22 protein-coding genes are annotated in these 17,482 nt (G+C 64.0%); 14 read left to right on the forward strand and 8 right to left on the reverse strand.

Going from position 1 to position 17,482, the window contains the following annotated elements:
• Positions 1 to 116 precede the first annotated feature (116 nt).
• From RAC97_RS02900 to recX, 9 genes are all read left to right on the forward strand, one after another.
• A complete protein-coding gene (locus tag RAC97_RS02900) occupies positions 117 to 1,706 on the forward strand; it encodes a DUF456 domain-containing protein (protein WP_375098217.1) in 1,590 nt (529 codons plus the stop codon).
• Between the two features lie 10 nt (positions 1,707 to 1,716).
• Entirely contained in the window at positions 1,717 to 2,562 is an 846-nt protein-coding gene (locus RAC97_RS02905; RefSeq protein WP_375098218.1) for a phage tail protein, read from the forward strand.
• Positions 2,537 to 2,743 carry a tail protein X gene (locus RAC97_RS02910; RefSeq protein ID WP_375098219.1) on the forward strand — a complete coding sequence of 69 codons (207 nt, stop codon included), beginning with the start codon at positions 2,537 to 2,539 and terminating at the stop codon, positions 2,741 to 2,743. Before RAC97_RS02905 ends, RAC97_RS02910 begins: the two co-directional genes overlap by 26 nt.
• A gap of 24 nt (positions 2,744 to 2,767) precedes the next feature.
• Complete coding sequence (locus tag RAC97_RS02915; RefSeq protein ID WP_375098220.1) at positions 2,768 to 3,802, forward strand: phage late control D family protein; 1,035 nt, start codon at positions 2,768 to 2,770, stop codon at positions 3,800 to 3,802.
• Between the two features lie 128 nt (positions 3,803 to 3,930).
• Complete coding sequence (locus tag RAC97_RS02920; protein WP_375098221.1) at positions 3,931 to 4,479, forward strand: glycoside hydrolase family 19 protein; 549 nt, start codon at positions 3,931 to 3,933, stop codon at positions 4,477 to 4,479.
• Entirely contained in the window at positions 4,476 to 4,982 is a 507-nt protein-coding gene (locus RAC97_RS02925) for a lysis protein (protein ID WP_375098340.1), read from the forward strand. Before RAC97_RS02920 ends, RAC97_RS02925 begins: the two co-directional genes overlap by 4 nt.
• Positions 4,983 to 5,014: 32 nt before the next feature.
• On the forward strand, positions 5,015 to 5,497 hold the full coding sequence (locus RAC97_RS02930; RefSeq protein WP_375098222.1) for a CinA family protein: 483 nt from the start codon (positions 5,015 to 5,017) through the stop codon (positions 5,495 to 5,497).
• A gap of 103 nt (positions 5,498 to 5,600) precedes the next feature.
• Entirely contained in the window at positions 5,601 to 6,677 is a 1,077-nt protein-coding gene (gene recA, locus RAC97_RS02935) for a recombinase RecA (RefSeq protein ID WP_375098223.1), read from the forward strand.
• 8 nt (positions 6,678 to 6,685) lie between these two features.
• A complete protein-coding gene (gene recX, locus RAC97_RS02940; RefSeq protein WP_375098224.1) occupies positions 6,686 to 7,153 on the forward strand; it encodes a recombination regulator RecX in 468 nt (155 codons plus the stop codon).
• A 58-nt stretch (positions 7,154 to 7,211) separates the two neighbouring features.
• Here the strand turns inward: recX and RAC97_RS02945 are convergent, their stop codons facing one another.
• Positions 7,212 to 8,330: an LOG family protein gene (locus tag RAC97_RS02945; protein ID WP_375098225.1), complete on the reverse strand. Its 1,119-nt coding sequence runs from the start codon at positions 8,328 to 8,330 to the stop codon at positions 7,212 to 7,214.
• Between the two features lie 363 nt (positions 8,331 to 8,693).
• Here RAC97_RS02945 and RAC97_RS02950 point away from each other — a divergent pair, with 363 nt between their 5' ends.
• Complete coding sequence (locus RAC97_RS02950) at positions 8,694 to 8,900, forward strand: hypothetical protein (protein WP_375098226.1); 207 nt, start codon at positions 8,694 to 8,696, stop codon at positions 8,898 to 8,900.
• Between the two features lies 1 nt (position 8,901).
• On the opposite strand, the gene RAC97_RS02955 is transcribed toward RAC97_RS02950, so the two are convergent.
• Positions 8,902 to 9,324 (reverse strand): quorum-sensing-regulated virulence factor family protein, encoded by a 423-nt coding sequence (locus RAC97_RS02955; RefSeq protein WP_375098227.1) that lies wholly within the window; start codon positions 9,322 to 9,324, stop codon positions 8,902 to 8,904.
• A 203-nt stretch (positions 9,325 to 9,527) separates the two neighbouring features.
• Between RAC97_RS02955 and RAC97_RS02960 the strand changes: the two genes are divergently transcribed.
• From RAC97_RS02960 to RAC97_RS02970, 3 genes are all read left to right on the forward strand, one after another.
• Complete coding sequence (locus tag RAC97_RS02960) at positions 9,528 to 10,238, forward strand: tRNA-uridine aminocarboxypropyltransferase (protein WP_375098228.1); 711 nt, start codon at positions 9,528 to 9,530, stop codon at positions 10,236 to 10,238.
• A 226-nt stretch (positions 10,239 to 10,464) separates the two neighbouring features.
• Positions 10,465 to 11,115 (forward strand): response regulator transcription factor ErdR, encoded by a 651-nt coding sequence (gene erdR / locus RAC97_RS02965; protein ID WP_375098229.1) that lies wholly within the window; start codon positions 10,465 to 10,467, stop codon positions 11,113 to 11,115.
• A 72-nt stretch (positions 11,116 to 11,187) separates the two neighbouring features.
• Positions 11,188 to 11,550 carry a diacylglycerol kinase gene (locus RAC97_RS02970; protein ID WP_375098230.1) on the forward strand — a complete coding sequence of 121 codons (363 nt, stop codon included), beginning with the start codon at positions 11,188 to 11,190 and terminating at the stop codon, positions 11,548 to 11,550.
• Here RAC97_RS02970 and finR read toward each other — a convergent pair.
• A complete protein-coding gene (gene finR, locus RAC97_RS02975) occupies positions 11,547 to 12,473 on the reverse strand; it encodes a LysR family transcriptional regulator FinR (protein ID WP_375098231.1) in 927 nt (308 codons plus the stop codon). The two genes, RAC97_RS02970 and finR, sit on opposite strands and share 4 nt — an antisense overlap.
• 117 nt (positions 12,474 to 12,590) lie before the next feature.
• Here finR and fpr point away from each other — a divergent pair, with 117 nt between their 5' ends.
• On the forward strand, positions 12,591 to 13,370 hold the full coding sequence (fpr, locus tag RAC97_RS02980) for a ferredoxin-NADP reductase (protein ID WP_054891020.1): 780 nt from the start codon (positions 12,591 to 12,593) through the stop codon (positions 13,368 to 13,370).
• Between the two features lie 184 nt (positions 13,371 to 13,554).
• On the opposite strand, the gene tsaA is transcribed toward fpr, so the two are convergent.
• From tsaA to rimO, 5 genes are all read right to left on the reverse strand, one after another.
• On the reverse strand, positions 13,555 to 14,250 hold the full coding sequence (gene tsaA / locus RAC97_RS02985) for a tRNA (N6-threonylcarbamoyladenosine(37)-N6)-methyltransferase TrmO (protein ID WP_375098232.1): 696 nt from the start codon (positions 14,248 to 14,250) through the stop codon (positions 13,555 to 13,557).
• A 5-nt stretch (positions 14,251 to 14,255) separates the two neighbouring features.
• The gene (locus RAC97_RS02990; RefSeq protein WP_375098233.1) at positions 14,256 to 14,717 is read right to left on the reverse strand and encodes a DUF1456 family protein; all 462 of its coding nucleotides are present in this window, start codon (positions 14,715 to 14,717) and stop codon (positions 14,256 to 14,258) included.
• Positions 14,718 to 14,765: 48 nt separating this feature from the next.
• Positions 14,766 to 15,476 (reverse strand): rRNA pseudouridine synthase, encoded by a 711-nt coding sequence (locus RAC97_RS02995; protein WP_375098234.1) that lies wholly within the window; start codon positions 15,474 to 15,476, stop codon positions 14,766 to 14,768.
• A 50-nt stretch (positions 15,477 to 15,526) separates the two neighbouring features.
• Complete coding sequence (locus RAC97_RS03000) at positions 15,527 to 16,003, reverse strand: GNAT family N-acetyltransferase (RefSeq protein ID WP_375098235.1); 477 nt, start codon at positions 16,001 to 16,003, stop codon at positions 15,527 to 15,529.
• 120 nt (positions 16,004 to 16,123) lie between these two features.
• Positions 16,124 to 17,455, reverse strand: a complete 1,332-nt coding sequence (rimO, locus tag RAC97_RS03005) for a 30S ribosomal protein S12 methylthiotransferase RimO (protein ID WP_375098236.1) — start codon at positions 17,453 to 17,455, stop codon at positions 16,124 to 16,126.
• Positions 17,456 to 17,482 lie beyond the last annotated feature (27 nt).

Here is a 17,482-nt window from a genome sequence, read left to right on the forward strand (position 1 = left end):
ACAGCACGCTGCCGCTCGGCGGCTGGCCAAGGAGCTGAACTTTTCCGCGAGCGAAATCATGGGCATGTCGTACAGCGACATGCTCTGGTGGCTTGCGTAGAGACAAGGAGGAATCAATGGCGAACAAGCCAGCGTTGGCACCGGCGACCGGTGCCGCCGTCAACTGGCCTCCAAACCGCCTGGGTTCAGCGGTGCTGCTGGGGGAGCCTCGTGCCAAGGCCAGCCCCCTCAAGCAGGTGATCGGCGATACCCAGCGTTTTCGCCGGGAGCAGCAAGCGGCACAGGCTGAGCGCCTGGCCCAGGGCAAGGCCTGGCTGTCGATGGAGCGGCAGTTGATCGACAGCGCGAAGGAGCAGGGCGGTGCGCTCGAAGGGTTGGAAAACCACTATGCGCGGCTCATCTCCTCGGCGCGCGAGCTGCTTGGCGCGGCAGCGCAACTGGGTACCCGGCTACGTGCTGTCGCGGTATCGGTGAGCGTACCCAGCTCAGCGCCACCTGCACCCCAGGCGGCCCCCGTCAGCACGGCGCAGCAAAAGGCGGGCGAGCAGGGCGCCAAGGTGACCGAGCGGCCGGGCGACAGCATCGGCAAGACGGTGGTGGATATCGGCAAGAGCCTGGCGATGTTCGGCGCGCTGGTGGGGGGCGTGGCCATCGCCAGGCGCGCGCCCGGCGTGCTGACCCAGGGTCTGGTCAAGGTGCGGGGCGAGCATGGCAGTGTCGGCGCGGCATTGAGTGCGCGGGCCCGGCAGATACCGGCGGTGGTCGGTGAGAAATGGACCGCTGCCCGGCAATGGCTGGGAGGCCCCAACAGCGGAGGGGCGGTGCAGCGCGTCAAGGAGGCGCCCGGCAGGATGCTGGGGGCATTGGCGCAGGTGAGGGCGCAGCCCGGCGGTATTGGCGGCGCGATCATGCAGCGTGTGCGCCAGGTGCCTGCGGCGGTGGCCAACGGCCTGAAGGGCGCGGGGCAGTGGTTGGGTGAGCGTGCCGGTACGGCTGGCCGTTCCGTGCTTGGTGCGGCGAAGAGGGCTACAGGCTGGGGGCCTGGCGCCCCGACTGGCTCCTTGTGGTCGCGAGTGGCCGATGCCGGCAGGCCAGTGGCCAACAAGCTGTCGTTTCTCGATGCAGGCCTCAAGGCGGCCTACACGTACCAAACGGCAACCACAGAGCAAGAGAAAGGCGAGGGCTACGGTGCAGCGATCGGCGGGCTGACAGGTTCGGTGGTCGGATCGGTGATCGGCGCCGCGATCTTGCCGGTTATCGGGGCACCGATAGGTGGGCTTATCGGCAATTTCGTCGGTGACAAGCTCGGGGGGACATTGGGCAAGGCATGGTTCAGCGATGACCCGAAATCCAAGGGCAGCCCGCCCATCGCTTTGCCTGCAACACCCGACAAATCGCCGATCAAGCAAGCGCCCGTCGAGCCTGTCTGGAAAGGCTCGGGAGACATCGGCGCCAGCCTGCGTGAAAGCCAGCGCAGTGCCCCGGCCCCGCGATTGGAAGGGGCGCCGCCAAGTGCCATGGCAACGCCTCCCGCCCCGATCAACCAGCAATTCACCTTTACCGCCAACATGCCTGTCACATTCATCAACAGCCTTGACGACCCTCTGTTCAAGCAGCGCCTCGAGGCTATCGCCCGCGGCCAGCTGGACGAACTGATGCGCCAGGCTCGCAGCGTGCAGATGTATGACCAATCCCACGTGGCCTAGAGGAGAACCCATGACTTACCTGGAGCAACTGCAAGCCGCGCTGCATACCTTGGTCAAGGCGGGCGAGGCAGGGCAGCGGCGTGCCGATGCCATGCTCGACCCGCTGGACGATGCGGTCCGGCACATGGGCGATGCCGCTGGCGAACTGTCGGCCCTACCGCTGATCGGCCCGCTCATCGCCCCTCGCCTGCAACGCACCATGCGTGCCATTTCCAGAGCCCAGGAGCAGGTGCAGAAAGTAGCGGCCAAGTACGACCAGGCCGTTGCCGTGGTGCGTCAGGTGCAAGAGCGCATCGATGCCTTCGCCGGCCATGCCGCCAAGGCCCGTACGGCTATCGAACGAGCCGCCGGTGCGGTGCGCAAGACGGTGGAGGGTGTGCTCGAAACCCTGGGCTTCGCGCCTGACACCACGCCGCCCACGCAGGCCATCAAGCCGTTTCCCCACTTGCTGGTGCTGCAACCGCTCAGGGCCAACGCCAACCCGTACTACTTCAACCTCGACACCGCTGCCTTCGACCAGTTACGCCGACAAACACGCTTTCGTTGGGCCGGGCAGGAACGACTGGGCCGCGAAAGCGCGCAACAGGCGGTGGGCCTGGGGGAAGAAAGCATCAGCCTTCGCGGTGCGATCTTCCCCAGCTTCAAGGGCGGCCTCGGCCAGTTGCAGGCGCTGCGCAGTATCGGCAGGCAACTGCTGCCGCTGAGCCTCACCACCGGCTACGGCGAGGTGCTCGGCACCTGGTGCCTGACCAGTATCGAAGAAGAACAAGCCCACTTGCTGGCCGGTGGCATTCCACGCAAACAAGGTTTCTCACTGGAGTTCAGCCGCTATGGCGAAGACCTGCGCAACGTCTGAAGGCGACGTGCTCGACACCCTTTGCCAGCACTACTACGGCCACCTCGACGGCACCGTCGAGGCGGTGCTGGCCGCCAACCAGGGCCTGGCCGACGAGGCCCAGCCTTTTCGCGCCGGGGTGAGAATCGTGCTGCCGGAGCTGCCCGTGGTGGCATCCGGCAGCGTACAACTCTGGGATTGAGCCCTGATAACGGAGCCCTCGACCATGCAACCTGTGTTCAATATCAAGGCCGATGGCAAGGACATCACTGCCTTGATCAACGATCGCCTGCTGCTGATGCGCACCACCGACAAGCCCGGCATGGAGTCGGACGAATTCGAGCTGCGCATCGATGCTCGCGATGGCGCCCTGGCGCTACCGGCGCGTGGCGCGGTGCTGGAGGTGCACCTGGGCTATGCCGGCCAGCCGCAGACCTTGCTGGGCCGCTACACGGTCGACGAAGTCGAGCTGTCCGGCCCCCCGGATACCCTGGTGGTGCGCGGCAAGGCCAGCAACATGCGCGGTACCGGCAAGACCATCCGCAGCGGTAGTTGGGAGGCGGTGGCGTTGCAGCGTATCGTCGCCGAAATCGCTGCGCGCAATGGTTGGCAGGCAGTCTGCCCGGTGGCCACGAACGTGCCGCGGGTGGACCAGTACGGTGAGTCGGATTTCAACTTCATCACCCGCCTGGCCCGCCAGTACGACTGCACCGCCAAGCTCGCCAATGGCCAACTGCTAGTGCTGCCGCGCCAAGGCGGGCAAAGCGCCAGCGGCCAGCCACTGGGCGTGGTGGTGGTTATGCGGCAGGAGGTCAGCCAATGGCAGTTCCGCCTGGGCGACAGGACTACCCACAAGGCGGTACGTACCCGCTACCAGGACAGTGCCAGCGGCAGGCTGGTGGAAGTCGAGCTGGGCAACGCCGATGCGCCTGACGGCCTGCAACCGGTGCACACCGACCGCCACCTTTACCCCAATCGCGCTGCTGCCGAGCAGGCCGCCCGGGCACGCCTGGCCAGCTTCAACCGCGACACCGCGCAGGTGCGCCTGGACACGCCTGGGCGTACCGATTTGTTTGCCGAACGTAGCCTGGAGGCCAAGGGCTTTCTCGACGGGCTTGATGGCACATACCTGATCGAGTCGGTCGAGCAGGTGTTCACGCAATCCGGCTGGCGCACTACCGTACAGTGCACGGGTGGCCGGGCTGGCAAGGCCAAAGCCAAAGGTCGGGCGCCGACTCGGTCAGCCGGCAACAAGACCTAGCGCTACTCCAGAGCTGCGCAGTTCTTGTAGGAGCGGGCTTGCCCGCGAACACCGGCAAGGCCGGTGCCATGCCGTGCTGGCCATTTGAGTATCCCCGCCCATTCATGTCCTCACACAAGGAGATGACGATGCTCACCGAGCAGCAACTGCTGCAGATCCTCCCCAACGCCCGCCCTGTCGCGGGCGTTTTTCTTCCTGTCCTGAACGCGGTAATGCCACGTTGGGAAATCGATAATCCCAAGCGCGTTGCAGCGTTCCTCGCCCAGGTCGGCCACGAGTCCGGCCAGTTGCGCTATGTCAAGGAGCTGGGCAGCGACCGTTACCTGGCGCGCTACGACACCGGTTCCCTGGCCGTGCGTCTGGGCAACACCCCCGAGGCCGATGGTGATGGCCAACGCTACCGTGGCCGAGGCTTGATCCAGGTCACGGGTTACAACAACTACCAGGCCTGCAGCCGCGCGCTGTTCGGCGACGAGCGTCTGCTGGCGCAGCCGCAACTGCTCGAACAGCCGCGCTGGGCCTGCGAGTCTGCCGCGTGGTTCTGGCAGTCGCGCGGGCTCAATGCGCTTGCCGACCGCGGGGAGTTCAACCGCATCACCCGGCACATCAACGGCGGCCTCAATGGCCTGGATGAGCGCCTCAAGCTCTGGGCAAGGGCCCGGGAAGTGCTGTGCTGAGCCGCCTGCAACTGGGCGTGTACGCAACGCTCATGTTGCTGTCCGCAGCGCTGGCCTGGCAGGTCCAGGCCTGGCGCTACGAACTAGCGTTGGCCGAGTCGAATACGCATCAGGCGCAACAGCGGGCGGCGCAGGCTGCAGAGCTCAACGACCAGCTGCTTGCCGAGCGTGGACAACGCCAGGCCCTCGAGCAGCGCCTGCACGACAGTGAAACCCGATATTCCCAGGAGCTTACCGATGCGCAACACACCCAGGCTCGCCTGCGTGATCGCCTGGCTACTGCCGATCTGCGGCTGTCAGTCCTTGTCGAGCGCGACGCCAACGGCGCCACAATGCCTGCCACCCCCGCCGCCCGCGGCGTGGATCATGGCCCCGTACGCGCCCGACTTGACCCGGCGCATGCTCGACGAATTGTCGCCATTACCGACGACGGCGACCGCGGATTGATCGCGTTGCGCGCCTGCCAGGCCTACGTGCGCGCATTGCGGCCTGGAGGGTGGTAGGGTAGTGGGCTGTCCTGCCTAGGAGCCCTGCCATGGACCCGATCACCGTTCTCTCCACCCGCCTGGGCGAACACCTGCGGCGCTTCAACGCCCAGGTGAGCACCGCCGAATCCTGCACCGGCGGCGGCATCGCCGAGGCCATCACCCGCATCCCCGGCAGTTCGGCGTGGTTCGAGGCCGGCTACGTCACTTATTCAAACAGCCAGAAAACCCGCCAGCTGGGCGTGCCGCAAACGTTGTTCAGTGAGGTGGGCGCGGTCAGCCAGGAAGTGGTCGAGGCCATGGTACGTGGCGCCCAGGCCGCCAGTGGCGCGCGCTTCGCCGTGGCAGTCAGCGGTGTGGCCGGCCCGGATGGCGGCTCGCCAGCCAAACCGGTCGGCACCGTGTGGCTGGCCTGGGCCGATGGCAGCCATGTGACTAGCGAGCGGCGGCACTTCGACGGCGACCGCGAGGCGGTGCGTCGACAGACGGTAATCGCTGCGTTAGACGGCTTGTTACAGCTTGGCGCCGAGTAAATCGCTCGACGGGGGTTGCGGAATCTTTTCCCTGTGGAATAATACTGGCTACTTATACAGTTGTTCTGCCCATCAGGGCCAAGTCGATCACGTGAGGATTTCAATGGACGACAACAAGAAGCGCGCCTTGGCTGCGGCCCTGGGTCAGATCGAACGTCAATTCGGCAAGGGCGCGGTCATGCGCATGGGCGACCATGAGCGCCAGGCTATTCCAGCCATCTCCACCGGCTCCCTGGGCCTGGATATCGCCCTTGGCATCGGCGGTCTGCCGAAAGGCCGTATCGTCGAAATCTACGGTCCGGAATCCTCCGGTAAAACCACGCTGACCCTGTCGGTCATCGCCGAAGCCCAGAAGAACGGCGCCACCTGCGCCTTCGTCGACGCCGAACACGCCCTCGACCCTGAATACGCCGGCAAGCTGGGCGTCAACGTCGACGACCTGCTGGTTTCCCAGCCGGACACCGGCGAGCAGGCGCTGGAAATCACCGACATGCTGGTGCGTTCCAACGCGGTCGACGTGATCATCGTCGACTCCGTGGCAGCCCTGGTACCAAAGGCCGAGATCGAAGGCGAGATGGGCGACATGCACGTGGGCCTGCAAGCCCGCCTGATGTCCCAGGCGCTGCGTAAAATCACCGGTAACATCAAGAACGCCAACTGCCTGGTCATCTTCATCAACCAGATTCGTATGAAGATCGGCGTGATGTTCGGCAGCCCTGAAACCACCACCGGTGGTAATGCCCTGAAGTTCTACGCCTCCGTACGTCTCGACATCCGCCGTACCGGCGCGGTCAAGGAAGGCGACGAGGTGGTCGGTAGCGAAACTCGCGTGAAGATCGTCAAGAACAAGGTCTCGCCACCGTTCCGCCAGGCCGAGTTCCAGATCCTCTACGGCAAGGGTATCTACCGCAACGGCGAAATCATCGACCTGGGTGTTTCCCAGGGCCTGGTCGAAAAATCCGGTGCCTGGTACAGCTACCAGGGCAACAAGATCGGCCAGGGCAAGGCCAACGCCGCCAAGTACCTGCAAGAGAACCCAGCCATTGGTGGCGAGATCGAGAAGCAGATTCGCGATAAGTTGCTGACCGCAGGTGCCGCTGCCGCTGCTGCGGCTGCTAGCAAGGCCGCTGCGGCAGACGTCGATGCCGACGATTTGGCTGACGCCGACGCCGGTTATTGATCGGCCCCATGTCCGTCGTACTCGACACCCCCGTCGCCGTTCGACGGACAGCCATGGACCTGCTTGCCCGACGCGAGCACGGTCGTGTCGAGCTGACGCGCAAGCTGCGTCAGCGCGGCGCTTCGGATGAGTTGATCGAGCAAGCACTTGATCGGCTTACCGAAGACGGTCTGCTCAGTGAAGCGCGTTACCTCGAAAGCTTCATCAACCATCGCTCCAACGCCGGTTATGGCCCCGCGCGAATTCGCGAGGAGCTAGGCCAGCGTGGTCTGAACCGTGGTGATATCGATCAGGCCCTACGTGAATGTGGCATCGACTGGTCGGCCCGCTTACAGGATGTTTGGCAGCGCAAGTTTGCAGGCGTACGTCCGCAAGACCCACGTAGCCGCGCACAGCAGACCCGCTTCCTGGCCTATCGTGGCTACCCCATGGACATGATTGGCCGCCTGCTCAGCGGGCGCGGCCTGGACGATTGACGGCCTGCATGGCCGACCTTCCCTTCGGGGTGGGTCGGCCATGCAGGCCGTTTTCGTTTCAGCTGACTTTCAAGGCGTCACGCGCCCGCTGGGTTGTATGCATGGGCTGGGGTTTGGCCCAGTTTTCCGGCAAGTTGATGAAGTCCACCAATTCCCGTAGACGCCCCTGGTCGCGGCCCGTGAACGTGAAGGTGAGCCGGGTCAGGTGGCTGAAGTTGCCTACTTCGTGCTCGAAGCCGCCGTCGGCGGCCTGGTGGTACTTGCCACTCAGGCGCAGGTCGGCGAAGCCTTCCTGTATCTCCTGCAGTGCCGCTTCGCTGAGAGGGTGGTGCATGCGGATCGCAAACTGGTTCTTCAGCCAGCGGCTGGAGTGGTAATTGCGGTAGAACTGCTTGATTTCCTCCACCGCTTCTTCGGCGCTATGCACCAGGCTCACCAGCTTCAGGTCGGTGGGCAGGATGTAGCGGTTCTCTTCCAGCTGGCGGCTGATGAAGGCCAGGGCATCGCTCCAGAAACTGCCGCCGGGAGAGTCCAGTAGCACCACCGGTACCAATGGGCTCTTGCCGGTCTGGATCAACGTCAATACTTCCAGTGCCTCATCGAGGGTGCCGAAGCCGCCGGGACAAAGCACCAAGGCGTCGGCTTCCTTGACGAAGAACAGCTTGCGGATGAAGAAGAAATGGAACGGCAGCAACCGATCGGTGCCGTCCACCGTGGCATTGGCGTGCTGCTCGAAGGGCAGGGTGATATTGAAGCCCAGGCTGTGCTCGCTGCCCGCACCTTCGTGTGCGGCAGCCATGATGCCGCCACCGGCCCCGGTGATGACCATCAGTTCGGCGCGTGCCAGGCTGGCTCCCAGCTCCCGGGCCAAGGCATACATCGGATGTTCCTGTGGCGTGCGGGCCGAGCCGAATACCGTGACCTTGCGCCTGCCCCGGTAGCGCGCAAGGCTGCGGAAGGCGTGGTCCAGTTCGCGCAGGGCCTGCAAGGTGATCTTGGCGCTCCAGCGGTCGGCATCGTCGTGGGCCATGCGCAGTACGGTCAGCAGCATGTCGCGGTACAGCGGCAGGTTGGGACTGTTCGGGGCGACGAGCTGCAATTGTTCGTCGAGCTTGCTCAGGTCGATACCGTGGTCCCTGAAATGATTGAACAGGCGTTCGTTCGGTAGGTAAGGCATTCAACGTCTCCTTCTGCAGCAAAACCTCTGACCGGGGCGATGGCGTGTCCCGGCCGCGACACTGCGTGTGTCGCTGGCTGCCGTGGCTCGAGTGTGCGTCCCGAGCATTGCAGTAGGCCTTCAAGGCCGTGATGCAGTGTATGAGTCCATCGGGTGGTCGTTATTGTTCTGTGCCAGCGTGTCAGGGGGCGGCGGCCTCCTTGGCACGCCGGAAAAAAGTGCGGTCCGTTCGCTATCAATCTAGACCTTGCTGCGGCCTCTTGCCGAAATGCGCGCGGCATTGCCGTTCGTCAGATGGGATCCAGACGTTGCAAGGCTTTTGGTCAACTGACAGGTAGGAGCGCGACTGCGTGAGGTATGCCTATGCATCGGCTGGTCATCGAAGTGGACGCAAGGTTGTATGGGCAGCTTGCGCATGCCGCGCGAGCCAACCAGGTGAGCCTGGAGGAGGAATGCCTTCACAGGCTGCAAGGGCAGGGGCTGCGTTCGCGCTACTTGCAGGCCCTGTTGGCCGAATTGCGCGCCGATGAAGAGCAGCGGCGCGCCACGGATGATGACCGGGTGGTGTGACTTACTTCTTCTTGCCGCCTGCAGTGCAGCTGGCCGCGTCGAATGCCTGGTCCATGACCGGTTGGTTGGTCTTGTAGATGGTGAAGCGGTAGACCAGCACTGCGCCCTTGGACAGCAACTGCCGGTAACCGTTGTTGCGGCAGACACTGTCGCCCAGCTGGCTGCGGACCAGCGCAGGGTTCTGCAGCATGCGCTGGGCGTGGTCTTCACGCACGCTCAGGTGGTTGACCAACGCCTTGCCTTTCTCGACCGTATAGCCCTGGTCGAGGATGTCTTCATTGACCGCGCGCGGGGTGCCGACGCTGCTTTCCTTGGCGACCTTTTCCAGCATCTGGTTCAGCTCATAATCCTGCTTGGAAGCCGCCTGGGCTGCCAGCGGCAGGGCGAGCAGCAGGCTCAGGGTCGGGGCGATGAAACGCAGCATGAATCTCTCCTGGTTCGATAACTGGCGCTTTGACCGGCGTCGGCGGACGGCGTTCCATGGTGCCTTGCCGGGCCGCCAAAGCAGCCGAGTATAAGGGAGCCACCCTGCACGGCAAAAGACACACGGGCTCTGGTAGACTGGCGACCGGTTTTTCGTCGAGTCGCCGTTGTGTCGATCCCCACCCTGTCCCGAGGCCTGCCGTCATGAGTCATGCGGTAGCGAGTCTGCGTGCCGAGCGCCTGGCCCGCAGCAACAAACCTTTCATCGCCCGCGGCTCACGTGCCGAGCGTTGCCCCGATTGCCGGGTGATCGCCACGCATTGCCTGTGCGCCTGGAAGCCGCGAGTCGATGCCGACTCAGGGGTATGCCTGGTGATGCACGACACCGAGCCGTTGAAGCCCACCAACACCGGCTGGCTGATCGCCGACCTGGTGGCCGACACCTGGGCCTTCGGCTGGCAACGCACCGAGGTCGACCCACGCCTGCTGGCGCTGCTCGAGCAGCCTCAGTGGCAGCCCTATATCGTCTTCCCGGGCGAGTTCGTCGCCGAGCAGCGGGTGGTCAGCGAAGTGGTGCGCGAACCGGGCAAGCGCCCGCTGTTCATCTTGCTCGACGCCACCTGGACCGAGGCGCGCAAGATGTTCCGCAAAAGCCCCTACCTGGACCGTTTCCCGGTACTGAGCCTGCAAGCCGAGCAGATGTCCCGCTACCGGCTGCGCCGCTCCAAGCGCGACGACCACTTCTGCACCGCCGAGGTGGCCGCCATGTGCCTGGACCTTGCCGGCGATGCGCTCGCCTCCCAGGCGCTCGATGCCTACCTGGACGTATTCAGTCTGCACTACCTGAGCGGCAAGCGTCGTCTGCCGTTGGACCCTCAAGATGAACCGCATCAGCGTTTGCATACCTTCCTATAGTCCAAGGGGCAGGCGCAGTGGATTGGTTCATACTGTCGCAGTTGAAAGCCAGGGTGGGCGAGCCCGGGTGGGCAATTGGCTTGACCACCTGTACAGCGCTCGGCATCCTTGGCGCCGCTTCAGCCGCGACGATACTGCTGTACCCCATGGTTTTCGCCGTGCCTTGAGTGCCCGTCAGGCGCTTACCTAGCCCATGCGCCTGGCTCAGAACAGGACCCCTGGATCGATGGCCACATACGAAATCCTGATTGCCGATGACCACCCGCTGTTTCGCAGTGCACTGCGCCAGGCCGTGACCCTGGGCCTTGGCCCGGACGTGCGGCTGGTCGAGGTGGCGAGTATCGCCGAGCTGGAAACCCGCCTGACCGAGAAAGCCGACTGGGACCTGGTCCTGCTCGACCTGAACATGCCGGGGGCCTACGGTTTCTCTGGCTTGGTATTGCTGCGCGGCCAGTATCCGCAGATTCCCGTGGTGATGGTCTCGGCACAGGAAGAGGCCGCTGTGGTGGTCAAGTCCCGTGAGTTCGGTGCCAGTGGCTTCATTCCCAAGTCCAGCCCACTGGAAACCATCCAGGATGCAGTGCGAAAGGTGCTCGACGGCGAGGTCTGGTGGCCGCCCCAGGCGTTCGAAAAGGTCGACGTATCGGCCGAGGCCAAGGCCGCCAGCGAAGGCCTGGCCAGCTTGACGCCCCAGCAGTTCCGGGTGCTGACCATGGTCTGCGAAGGTTTGCTGAACAAGCAGATTGCCTATGAACTGAGCGTTTCGGAGGCGACCATCAAGGCCCATGTCACGGCGATCTTCCGCAAGCTCGGGGTGCGTACGCGTACCCAGGCGGCCTTGCTGTTGCAGCAACTGGAGTCGGTTGCCGGCACTTAACTGACTGCTGCTTCACGGTTTTTTGACCCTGGCTGGGCTAGCCTGCCAGCCTTTCATCGATGAAATACACACATGTCGCCATTCAAAGGCCAGACGGGCCTCAAACGTATCCTCAATGCCGCCGGTTACTCGCTGGACGGCTTGCGCGCCGCCTTCAAGGGCGAAGCGGCGTTCCGCCAACTGGTGCTGCTCAATGTGGTGCTGATTCCCGTCGCCTTCTGGCTGCCGGTCACCCGTGCCGAGCGCGCGATCCTGATCCTGGTGTGCATGCTGGGGTTGATCGTCGAGCTGCTCAACTCGGCGGTGGAGGCGGCCATCGACCGCATCTCGCTGGAGCGCCACCCGTTGTCGAAGAACGCCAAGGACATGGGCAGCGCTGCGCAACTGGTGGCGATGGCCATGGTGGCGCTGGTGTGGGGCGTGATTCTTGTCTAGGCAATCGTCGGCAGGACGATCTCGTCGCTGCGCTGAACCCCAGCGGTAAAGCCGCGGCACAGTTCAAGAAACTCGCGCATGGCTGAAGTCTGGTACTTCTGCTTGTGCCAGATGAAGTAGAACTGGCGCAGCAGGTCCAGCTCCGGGGTCTCCACCGGCACCAGGCTGCCGCGGCGGAAGGCATCGCGCAGGGCCAGGCGGGAAATGCAACCGATGCCAAGGCCCGACTCCACGGCACGCTTGATCGCCTCGGTGTGCTCGAGCTCCAGGCGAATGTTCAGGTTGGCGCGGTGATGGCGCATGGCCTGGTCGAAGGTAAGGCGCGTTCCGGAGCCTTGCTCGCGCAGAATCCACGCTTCGTGTGCCAGCGCCTCGATGCTGGCGTGACCGACTTTGGCCAAGGGGTGCTGGGGGGCGCAGAACACCACCAGTTCATCCTCTACCCAAGGTTGCACTTCAAGGTCCGGGTGGTTGCAGTCGCCTTCGATCAGACCCAGGTCAATTTCGTAATGTGCCACCTGCTGCACAATGTGCGCAGTGTTCTGCACATGCAGTTTCACCTGGCTTTCCGGATGCACCTGCATGAAGCTGCCGATCAGCAGCGTGGCCAGGTAGTTGCCGATGGTCAGGGTGGCGCCGACGGCCAGCGAGCCGAAGCCCGACTTGCCATTGAGCAGGTCTTCGATTTCCTTGGCCTGGTCGAGCAGCGCCACGGCCTGTGGCAGCAGTTGATGGCCCAGGGCGTTGAGGCTCAGGCGTTTGCCGGCGCGGTCGAACAGCTGGCAGCTGGACTGGCGCTCCAGTTCGGTGATGGAGGTGCTGGCGGCCGACTGCGACAAGGCCAGCACGTTAGCGGCCCGGGAGACGCTTTGATGCTGGGCGACGGCGACGAAGACCTGGAGTTGGCGAAGTGTGAATCGCATATCTATATAACCGATAAGACATATCTTGATAATTCAGTTAACAGATATTCTCGCTGCCCCTAAACTATCGCGCAACTGCGCGTTTTGCGCGCTGCGTCTTTTTCAGGAGCCCCCTAGATGAGCAACATGAACCACGAACGTGTCCTCAGTGTGCACCACTGGAACGACACCCTGTTCAGCTTCAAGTGCACCCGCGACCCGGGCCTGCGCTTCGAGAACGGTCAGTTCGTGATGATCGGCCTGCAGCAGGAAAGCGGCCGCCCGCTCATGCGCGCCTATTCCATCGCTTCGCCGAACTGGGAAGAGCACCTGGAATTCTTCAGCATCAAGGTGCCAGATGGCCCGCTGACCTCGCAGTTGCAGCACCTGAAGGAAGGTGACGAGATCATCATCAGCAAGAAGCCTACCGGCACGCTGGTACTCGACGACCTGAACCCCGGCAAGCACCTGTACCTGCTGAGCACCGGCACTGGCCTGGCGCCGTTCATGAGCGTCATCCAGGACCCTGAGACCTACGAGCGTTTCGAGAAGGTGATCCTGGTTCACGGTGTGCGTTACGTGAACGAAGTGGCCTACCGCGAGTTCATCACCGAGCACCTGCCGCAGAACGAGTTCTTCGGCGAGGCGGTGCGCGAAAAGCTGATCTACTACCCCACCGTGACCCGCGAGCCGTTCGAGAACCAGGGCCGCCTGACCGACCTGATGCGCAGCGGCAAGCTGTTCAGCGACATCGGCCTGCCGCCGATCAACCCGCAGGACGACCGCGCGATGATCTGCGGTAGCCCAAGCATGCTCGACGAGACCAGCGAAGTGCTCGACAGCTTCGGCCTGAAGATCTCTGCACGTATGCGCGAGCCGGGCGACTACCTGATCGAGCGTGCGTTCGTCGAGAAGTAAGGCGTCCCCATTACAAAAAAACGCAGGCCAGCCTGCGTTTTTTTATGCCTTGGGTTTGGTGGCGGCAATCCCGGCCCTTTCGCGGTAAACCCGCTCCCACCGGTACAGCGCGAACTTCAAGGAGCGTGCAAATCCTGTTGCAGTGGGTTGCACCGCGAAGAGGCCGCTGGCCGCCTATCAGGTATCAGCTGTCCCGCATCACCTCCAACACCCGAATCACTTCCGGTGTCGGGTAATGCCAGCGCACCTGCACATCCCAGAACTTCACCCCATACACCCGATCCGGCGGCGGCAGCTGGTAGGCGGGGCGAGGATCCTGGGCCAGGCACTGTTCTATCAGCTCGACGAGCGGCTCGCCCAGGCGCTGCGCATGCTCGTGGGCCTGGGGCAGGGCGGGGGCGCTCCACTGCACCTCGATAGGCGCGGGCGCCTCGCTGGCCATGGCATTGCTCGCCTCCGCAAGGCTGTCGGCATAGGGTACGTACGGCTTGATATCCAGCACCGGGGTGCCGTCGAGCAAGTCGATGCCCGACAGCAAAAGCCGCCCAGGCTCCACGCCCTCCAGGCGCACCACCGACTGGCCGATGCCATTGGGACGGTGGGTCGCGCGGGTGGCGAATACGCCCATGCTCTTGTTGCCGCCCAGCCTTGGCGGACGCACCCTCAGGCGTGGCTTGTCTTCCAGGGCCTGGTGGAACAGGAACAGCAGCCAAACGTGGCTGACCTGCTCCAGCCCCGCTACCGCATCGCCCTGGTCGAACGGCGGCAGCAGTTCGAGGGTGCCACGGGCTGCCGGGGCCAGTTGTGGCTGGCGTGGAATGGCGAACTTTTCCTTGAAGCAGGAGCGAACGATACCGACCGGCGAGACGCTATGCTGCATGCCTTTCAGCCACGCACGCGCAGGGTCAGGCCCTTGAGGAAGTTACGCAGCAACTGGTCGCCGCAAGGGCGGTAGTTGTCATGCCCGACCTTGCGGAACAGGGCGCTGAGCTCGGGCTTGGACACCGGGAAGTTGACCGCCTTGAGAATCGCGTGCAGGTCGTCTTCCTTGAGTTCGAAGGCCACCCGCAGCTTCTTGAGAATGGTGTTGTTGGTCACCGGTAGCTCCACCGCCTGAACGGGGCGGCTGTCATCCTTTCCGCGGCGGTGGATCACCAGGCCATCGAGAAAGTGCGCCATCACGCGCTCGGGGCAGCGTACGAAACCGGGCTCTTCCTCTTTCTTGAGGTAGGTGGCGAGCACTACCGGGTTCACCTCCAGCCCGGTCAGCCCAATGATCTCGGCCATCTTGGCGTCGTTGACCTTGAGCATGTAGCGCAGGCTGCGCAGTACATCATTGTGGTTCATGTTGAAGCCGATCCTGTTCAAGTGCCGCGCTTGGCGGCGCTGGTAATGCTAGAAACGTTCGCTGCTGGCCACGTAGCGCCACTGTCCCAAGGGTAGCTTGCCCATCGGTACGCCGCCCAGACGGATGCGGCGCATGCCCTGCACGTTGAGGCCAACACTGGCGCACAGTTGGGCGATCTGGCCGGGCAGGGGGTTTTTCAGGGCCACGCGCAGGTGGCTTTCGTTCTGCCAGCTGGCCTTGGCCTTTGGCAGTTCACGGCCTTTGTAGGTCACGCCACGGGCCAGGCGCTCGAGGGCGGCTGCCGAGGCTTCGCCACTGACCTGGACGATGTATTCCTGTTCCAGCCGGCGGATGTCCGCTTCGATCTTGCGGGTTACCCGCCAATCCTGGGTGTACAACTGCAGGCCGCTGGCACCCGGCTCCAGAGGCGCCACGCAGGCCTGGCGGGCGAAGTGCCCATGCAGCGGGCGTACGCCGTCACGGTGGGCCTCGCTGAGGCTGGCCAGGGTCATGCCCGCGCGGGCGGTCTCGGCGTCCAGCCCGGCTGGCTGGTTGAGCAGCAGAGTGACCGGCTCCAGGGTTTCGGCGCGGGCGCCGGGCAGCAGTTCGATGGGTTGGTCTTGCACCTTGAACTGCGGCTGCTCGACCACCACCCCGTCGACCGTGACCCAACCGCCCTCGATGTACAGTTCGGCCTCGCGACGGGAACAGCCAAGCTGTTCGACAAGACGTTTGGACAGGCGTACAGGTTCTGACATGGACAGTGGTTCACGCAAAGAGGAAAGGGCGCATTGTACCTCTGCGCGCGTCAATCAGCCCGGGAATCTGCGCTGTTCTTGTGCACCAGTCTCAGGTGCAGCAGCGGGTAGGGCTGGCCAAGGCCATCGGTGGCCGAGCGGCCGATGATCTCGAAGCCCTGGTGCAGGTAGAAACCCAGCGCCTTGGGGTTCTGTTCGTTGACGTCCAGGCGTTCGGCGTTGAGCTCGTCGATGGCGTAGTGCAGCAGGCGTTTGCCCACGCCCTGGCCGTGGTACTGCGGGGCGACGAAGAGCATGTCCACGCGCCCGTTGGCGACTCCCGCGAAGCCCAGGATGCGCCGCGTACGATCACGGCAGCAGACCAGCATCACGGCATCCAGGTAGCGGCGCAGCACGTGCTCGCGCAGCAGTACGATGTAGGCGTCCGGGAGAAAGTCGTGGGTGGCGCGTACGGCGTCTTCCCAGATCTGCACCAGTTCCGGGTAGTCGTGGACGTGCGGGGTGTGGAGCGTCATTGGCTGGGGCATGGGAGAGGTGACTCCGTGGCCCGGCAGGGGGCCTTTTCTCACACCATAGATGCAAAAACAAACCTCGCCAGTTAAGCGAATCGGGGTCGCAGAGCGGCCCCATTCGCCAGGTGGGCAGCCTTAGACAGGCTCGGCCCACATGTCGTACTCGTCGGCATCGACGATACGGCAACGTACCTTGTCACCCGGCTTGAAGCCGTGGTCACCGTCGATGAACACACTGCCGTCGATTTCCGGGGCATCGAAGAAGCTGCGGCCAACCGAGCCCTGCTCCTCGACTTCGTCGATCAGCACTTCGATCTCCTTGCCGATGCGCTGTTGCAGGCGCGCGGCGCTGATCGCCTGCTGGTGGGCCATGAAGCGGTCCCAGCGGTCCTGCTTGATGTCGTCTGGCACTTCGTCCAGGCCCAGGTCGTTGGCTGGGGCGCCTTCGACCGGCGAGTACTGGAAGCAGCCGACGCGGTCGAGCTGGGCTTCGGTCAGCCAGTCCAGCAGGTACTGGAAGTCTTCCTCGGTCTCGCCGGGGAAACCGACGATAAAGGTGGAGCGGATTACCAGCTCAGGGCACTGCTCGCGCCAGCTCTTGATACGCGCCAGGGTGCGGTCTTCGAACGCCGGACGCTTCATCGACTTGAGCACCTTGGGGCTGGCGTGCTGGAACGGGATGTCCAGGTACGGCAGGATCTTGCCGGCGGCCATCAGCGGGATCACGTCGTCGACGTTCGGGTAGGGGTAGACGTAGTGCAGGCGCACCCAGGCACCCAGGCTGCTCAGGGCCTCGCACAGTTCGAGCATGCGGGTCTTGACCGGGCGACCGTTCCAGAAGTCGGTCTTGTACTTCACATCGACGCCATAGGCGCTGGTGTCCTGGGAAATTACCAGGATCTCCTTGACGCCGGCCTTGACCAGGCGTTCGGCCTCGCTCAGCACCTCGCCCACCGGGCGACTGACCAGCTTGCCGCGCATCGATGGGATGATGCAGAAGCTGCAGCTGTGGTTGCAGCCTTCGGAAATCTTCAGGTAGGCGTAGTGGCGCGGGGTCAGCTTGACGCCTTGGGGCGGCACCAGGTCGATCAACGGGTTGTGGTCCTGACGCGGCGGCACCACTTCGTGCACGGCGTTGACCACCTGCTCGTACTGCTGCGGGCCGCTGACCGACAGCACGCTGGGGTGCACGTCACGAATATTGCCTTCGTCGACGCCCATGCAGCCGGTGACGATGACCTTGCCGTTTTCCTTGATCGCCTCGCCGATCACCTCCAGCGACTCGGCCTTGGCGCTGTCGATGAAGCCGCAGGTGTTGACCACCACCACGTCGGCGTCCTCGTAGGTCGGCACGACTTCGTAACCTTCCATGCGCAGCTGGGTCAGGATGCGTTCGGAGTCGACCAGGGCCTTGGGGCAACCCAGGCTGACAAAGCCGACCTTCGGCGTGGCGGGAGTGGTGGACATGGCTAACCTCGGTATGAATGCAGTTCG

The sequence above is a fragment of the Pseudomonas sp. LS_2 genome (assembly GCF_042709235.1).
Taxonomy (GTDB): Bacteria; Pseudomonadota; Gammaproteobacteria; order Pseudomonadales; family Pseudomonadaceae; genus Aquipseudomonas.

What these genes read in the sequence shown, in the direction of transcription:
- RAC97_RS02900 (WP_375098217.1), top strand. Translation starts at nt 117, where the DNA reads ATGGCGAACAAGCCAGCGTTGGCACCGGCGACCGGTGCCGCCGTCAAC.
- RAC97_RS02905 (WP_375098218.1), top strand. Translation starts at nt 1,717, where the DNA reads ATGACTTACCTGGAGCAACTGCAAGCCGCGCTGCATACCTTGGTCAAG.
- RAC97_RS02910 (WP_375098219.1), top strand. Translation starts at nt 2,537, where the DNA reads ATGGCGAAGACCTGCGCAACGTCTGAAGGCGACGTGCTCGACACCCTT.
- RAC97_RS02915 (WP_375098220.1), top strand. Translation starts at nt 2,768, where the DNA reads ATGCAACCTGTGTTCAATATCAAGGCCGATGGCAAGGACATCACTGCC.
- RAC97_RS02920 (WP_375098221.1), top strand. Translation starts at nt 3,931, where the DNA reads ATGCTCACCGAGCAGCAACTGCTGCAGATCCTCCCCAACGCCCGCCCT.
- RAC97_RS02930 (WP_375098222.1), top strand. Translation starts at nt 5,015, where the DNA reads ATGGACCCGATCACCGTTCTCTCCACCCGCCTGGGCGAACACCTGCGG.
- recA (WP_375098223.1), top strand. Translation starts at nt 5,601, where the DNA reads ATGGACGACAACAAGAAGCGCGCCTTGGCTGCGGCCCTGGGTCAGATC.
- recX (WP_375098224.1), top strand. Translation starts at nt 6,686, where the DNA reads ATGTCCGTCGTACTCGACACCCCCGTCGCCGTTCGACGGACAGCCATG.
- RAC97_RS02945 (WP_375098225.1), bottom strand. Translation starts at nt 8,330, where the DNA reads ATGCCTTACCTACCGAACGAACGCCTGTTCAATCATTTCAGGGACCAC.
- RAC97_RS02950 (WP_375098226.1), top strand. Translation starts at nt 8,694, where the DNA reads ATGCATCGGCTGGTCATCGAAGTGGACGCAAGGTTGTATGGGCAGCTT.
- RAC97_RS02955 (WP_375098227.1), bottom strand. Translation starts at nt 9,324, where the DNA reads ATGCTGCGTTTCATCGCCCCGACCCTGAGCCTGCTGCTCGCCCTGCCG.
- RAC97_RS02960 (WP_375098228.1), top strand. Translation starts at nt 9,528, where the DNA reads ATGAGTCATGCGGTAGCGAGTCTGCGTGCCGAGCGCCTGGCCCGCAGC.
- erdR (WP_375098229.1), top strand. Translation starts at nt 10,465, where the DNA reads ATGGCCACATACGAAATCCTGATTGCCGATGACCACCCGCTGTTTCGC.
- RAC97_RS02970 (WP_375098230.1), top strand. Translation starts at nt 11,188, where the DNA reads ATGTCGCCATTCAAAGGCCAGACGGGCCTCAAACGTATCCTCAATGCC.
- finR (WP_375098231.1), bottom strand. Translation starts at nt 12,473, where the DNA reads ATGCGATTCACACTTCGCCAACTCCAGGTCTTCGTCGCCGTCGCCCAG.
- fpr (WP_054891020.1), top strand. Translation starts at nt 12,591, where the DNA reads ATGAGCAACATGAACCACGAACGTGTCCTCAGTGTGCACCACTGGAAC.
- tsaA (WP_375098232.1), bottom strand. Translation starts at nt 14,250, where the DNA reads ATGCAGCATAGCGTCTCGCCGGTCGGTATCGTTCGCTCCTGCTTCAAG.
- RAC97_RS02990 (WP_375098233.1), bottom strand. Translation starts at nt 14,717, where the DNA reads ATGAACCACAATGATGTACTGCGCAGCCTGCGCTACATGCTCAAGGTC.
- RAC97_RS02995 (WP_375098234.1), bottom strand. Translation starts at nt 15,476, where the DNA reads ATGTCAGAACCTGTACGCCTGTCCAAACGTCTTGTCGAACAGCTTGGC.
- RAC97_RS03000 (WP_375098235.1), bottom strand. Translation starts at nt 16,003, where the DNA reads ATGCCCCAGCCAATGACGCTCCACACCCCGCACGTCCACGACTACCCG.
- rimO (WP_375098236.1), bottom strand. Translation starts at nt 17,455, where the DNA reads ATGTCCACCACTCCCGCCACGCCGAAGGTCGGCTTTGTCAGCCTGGGT.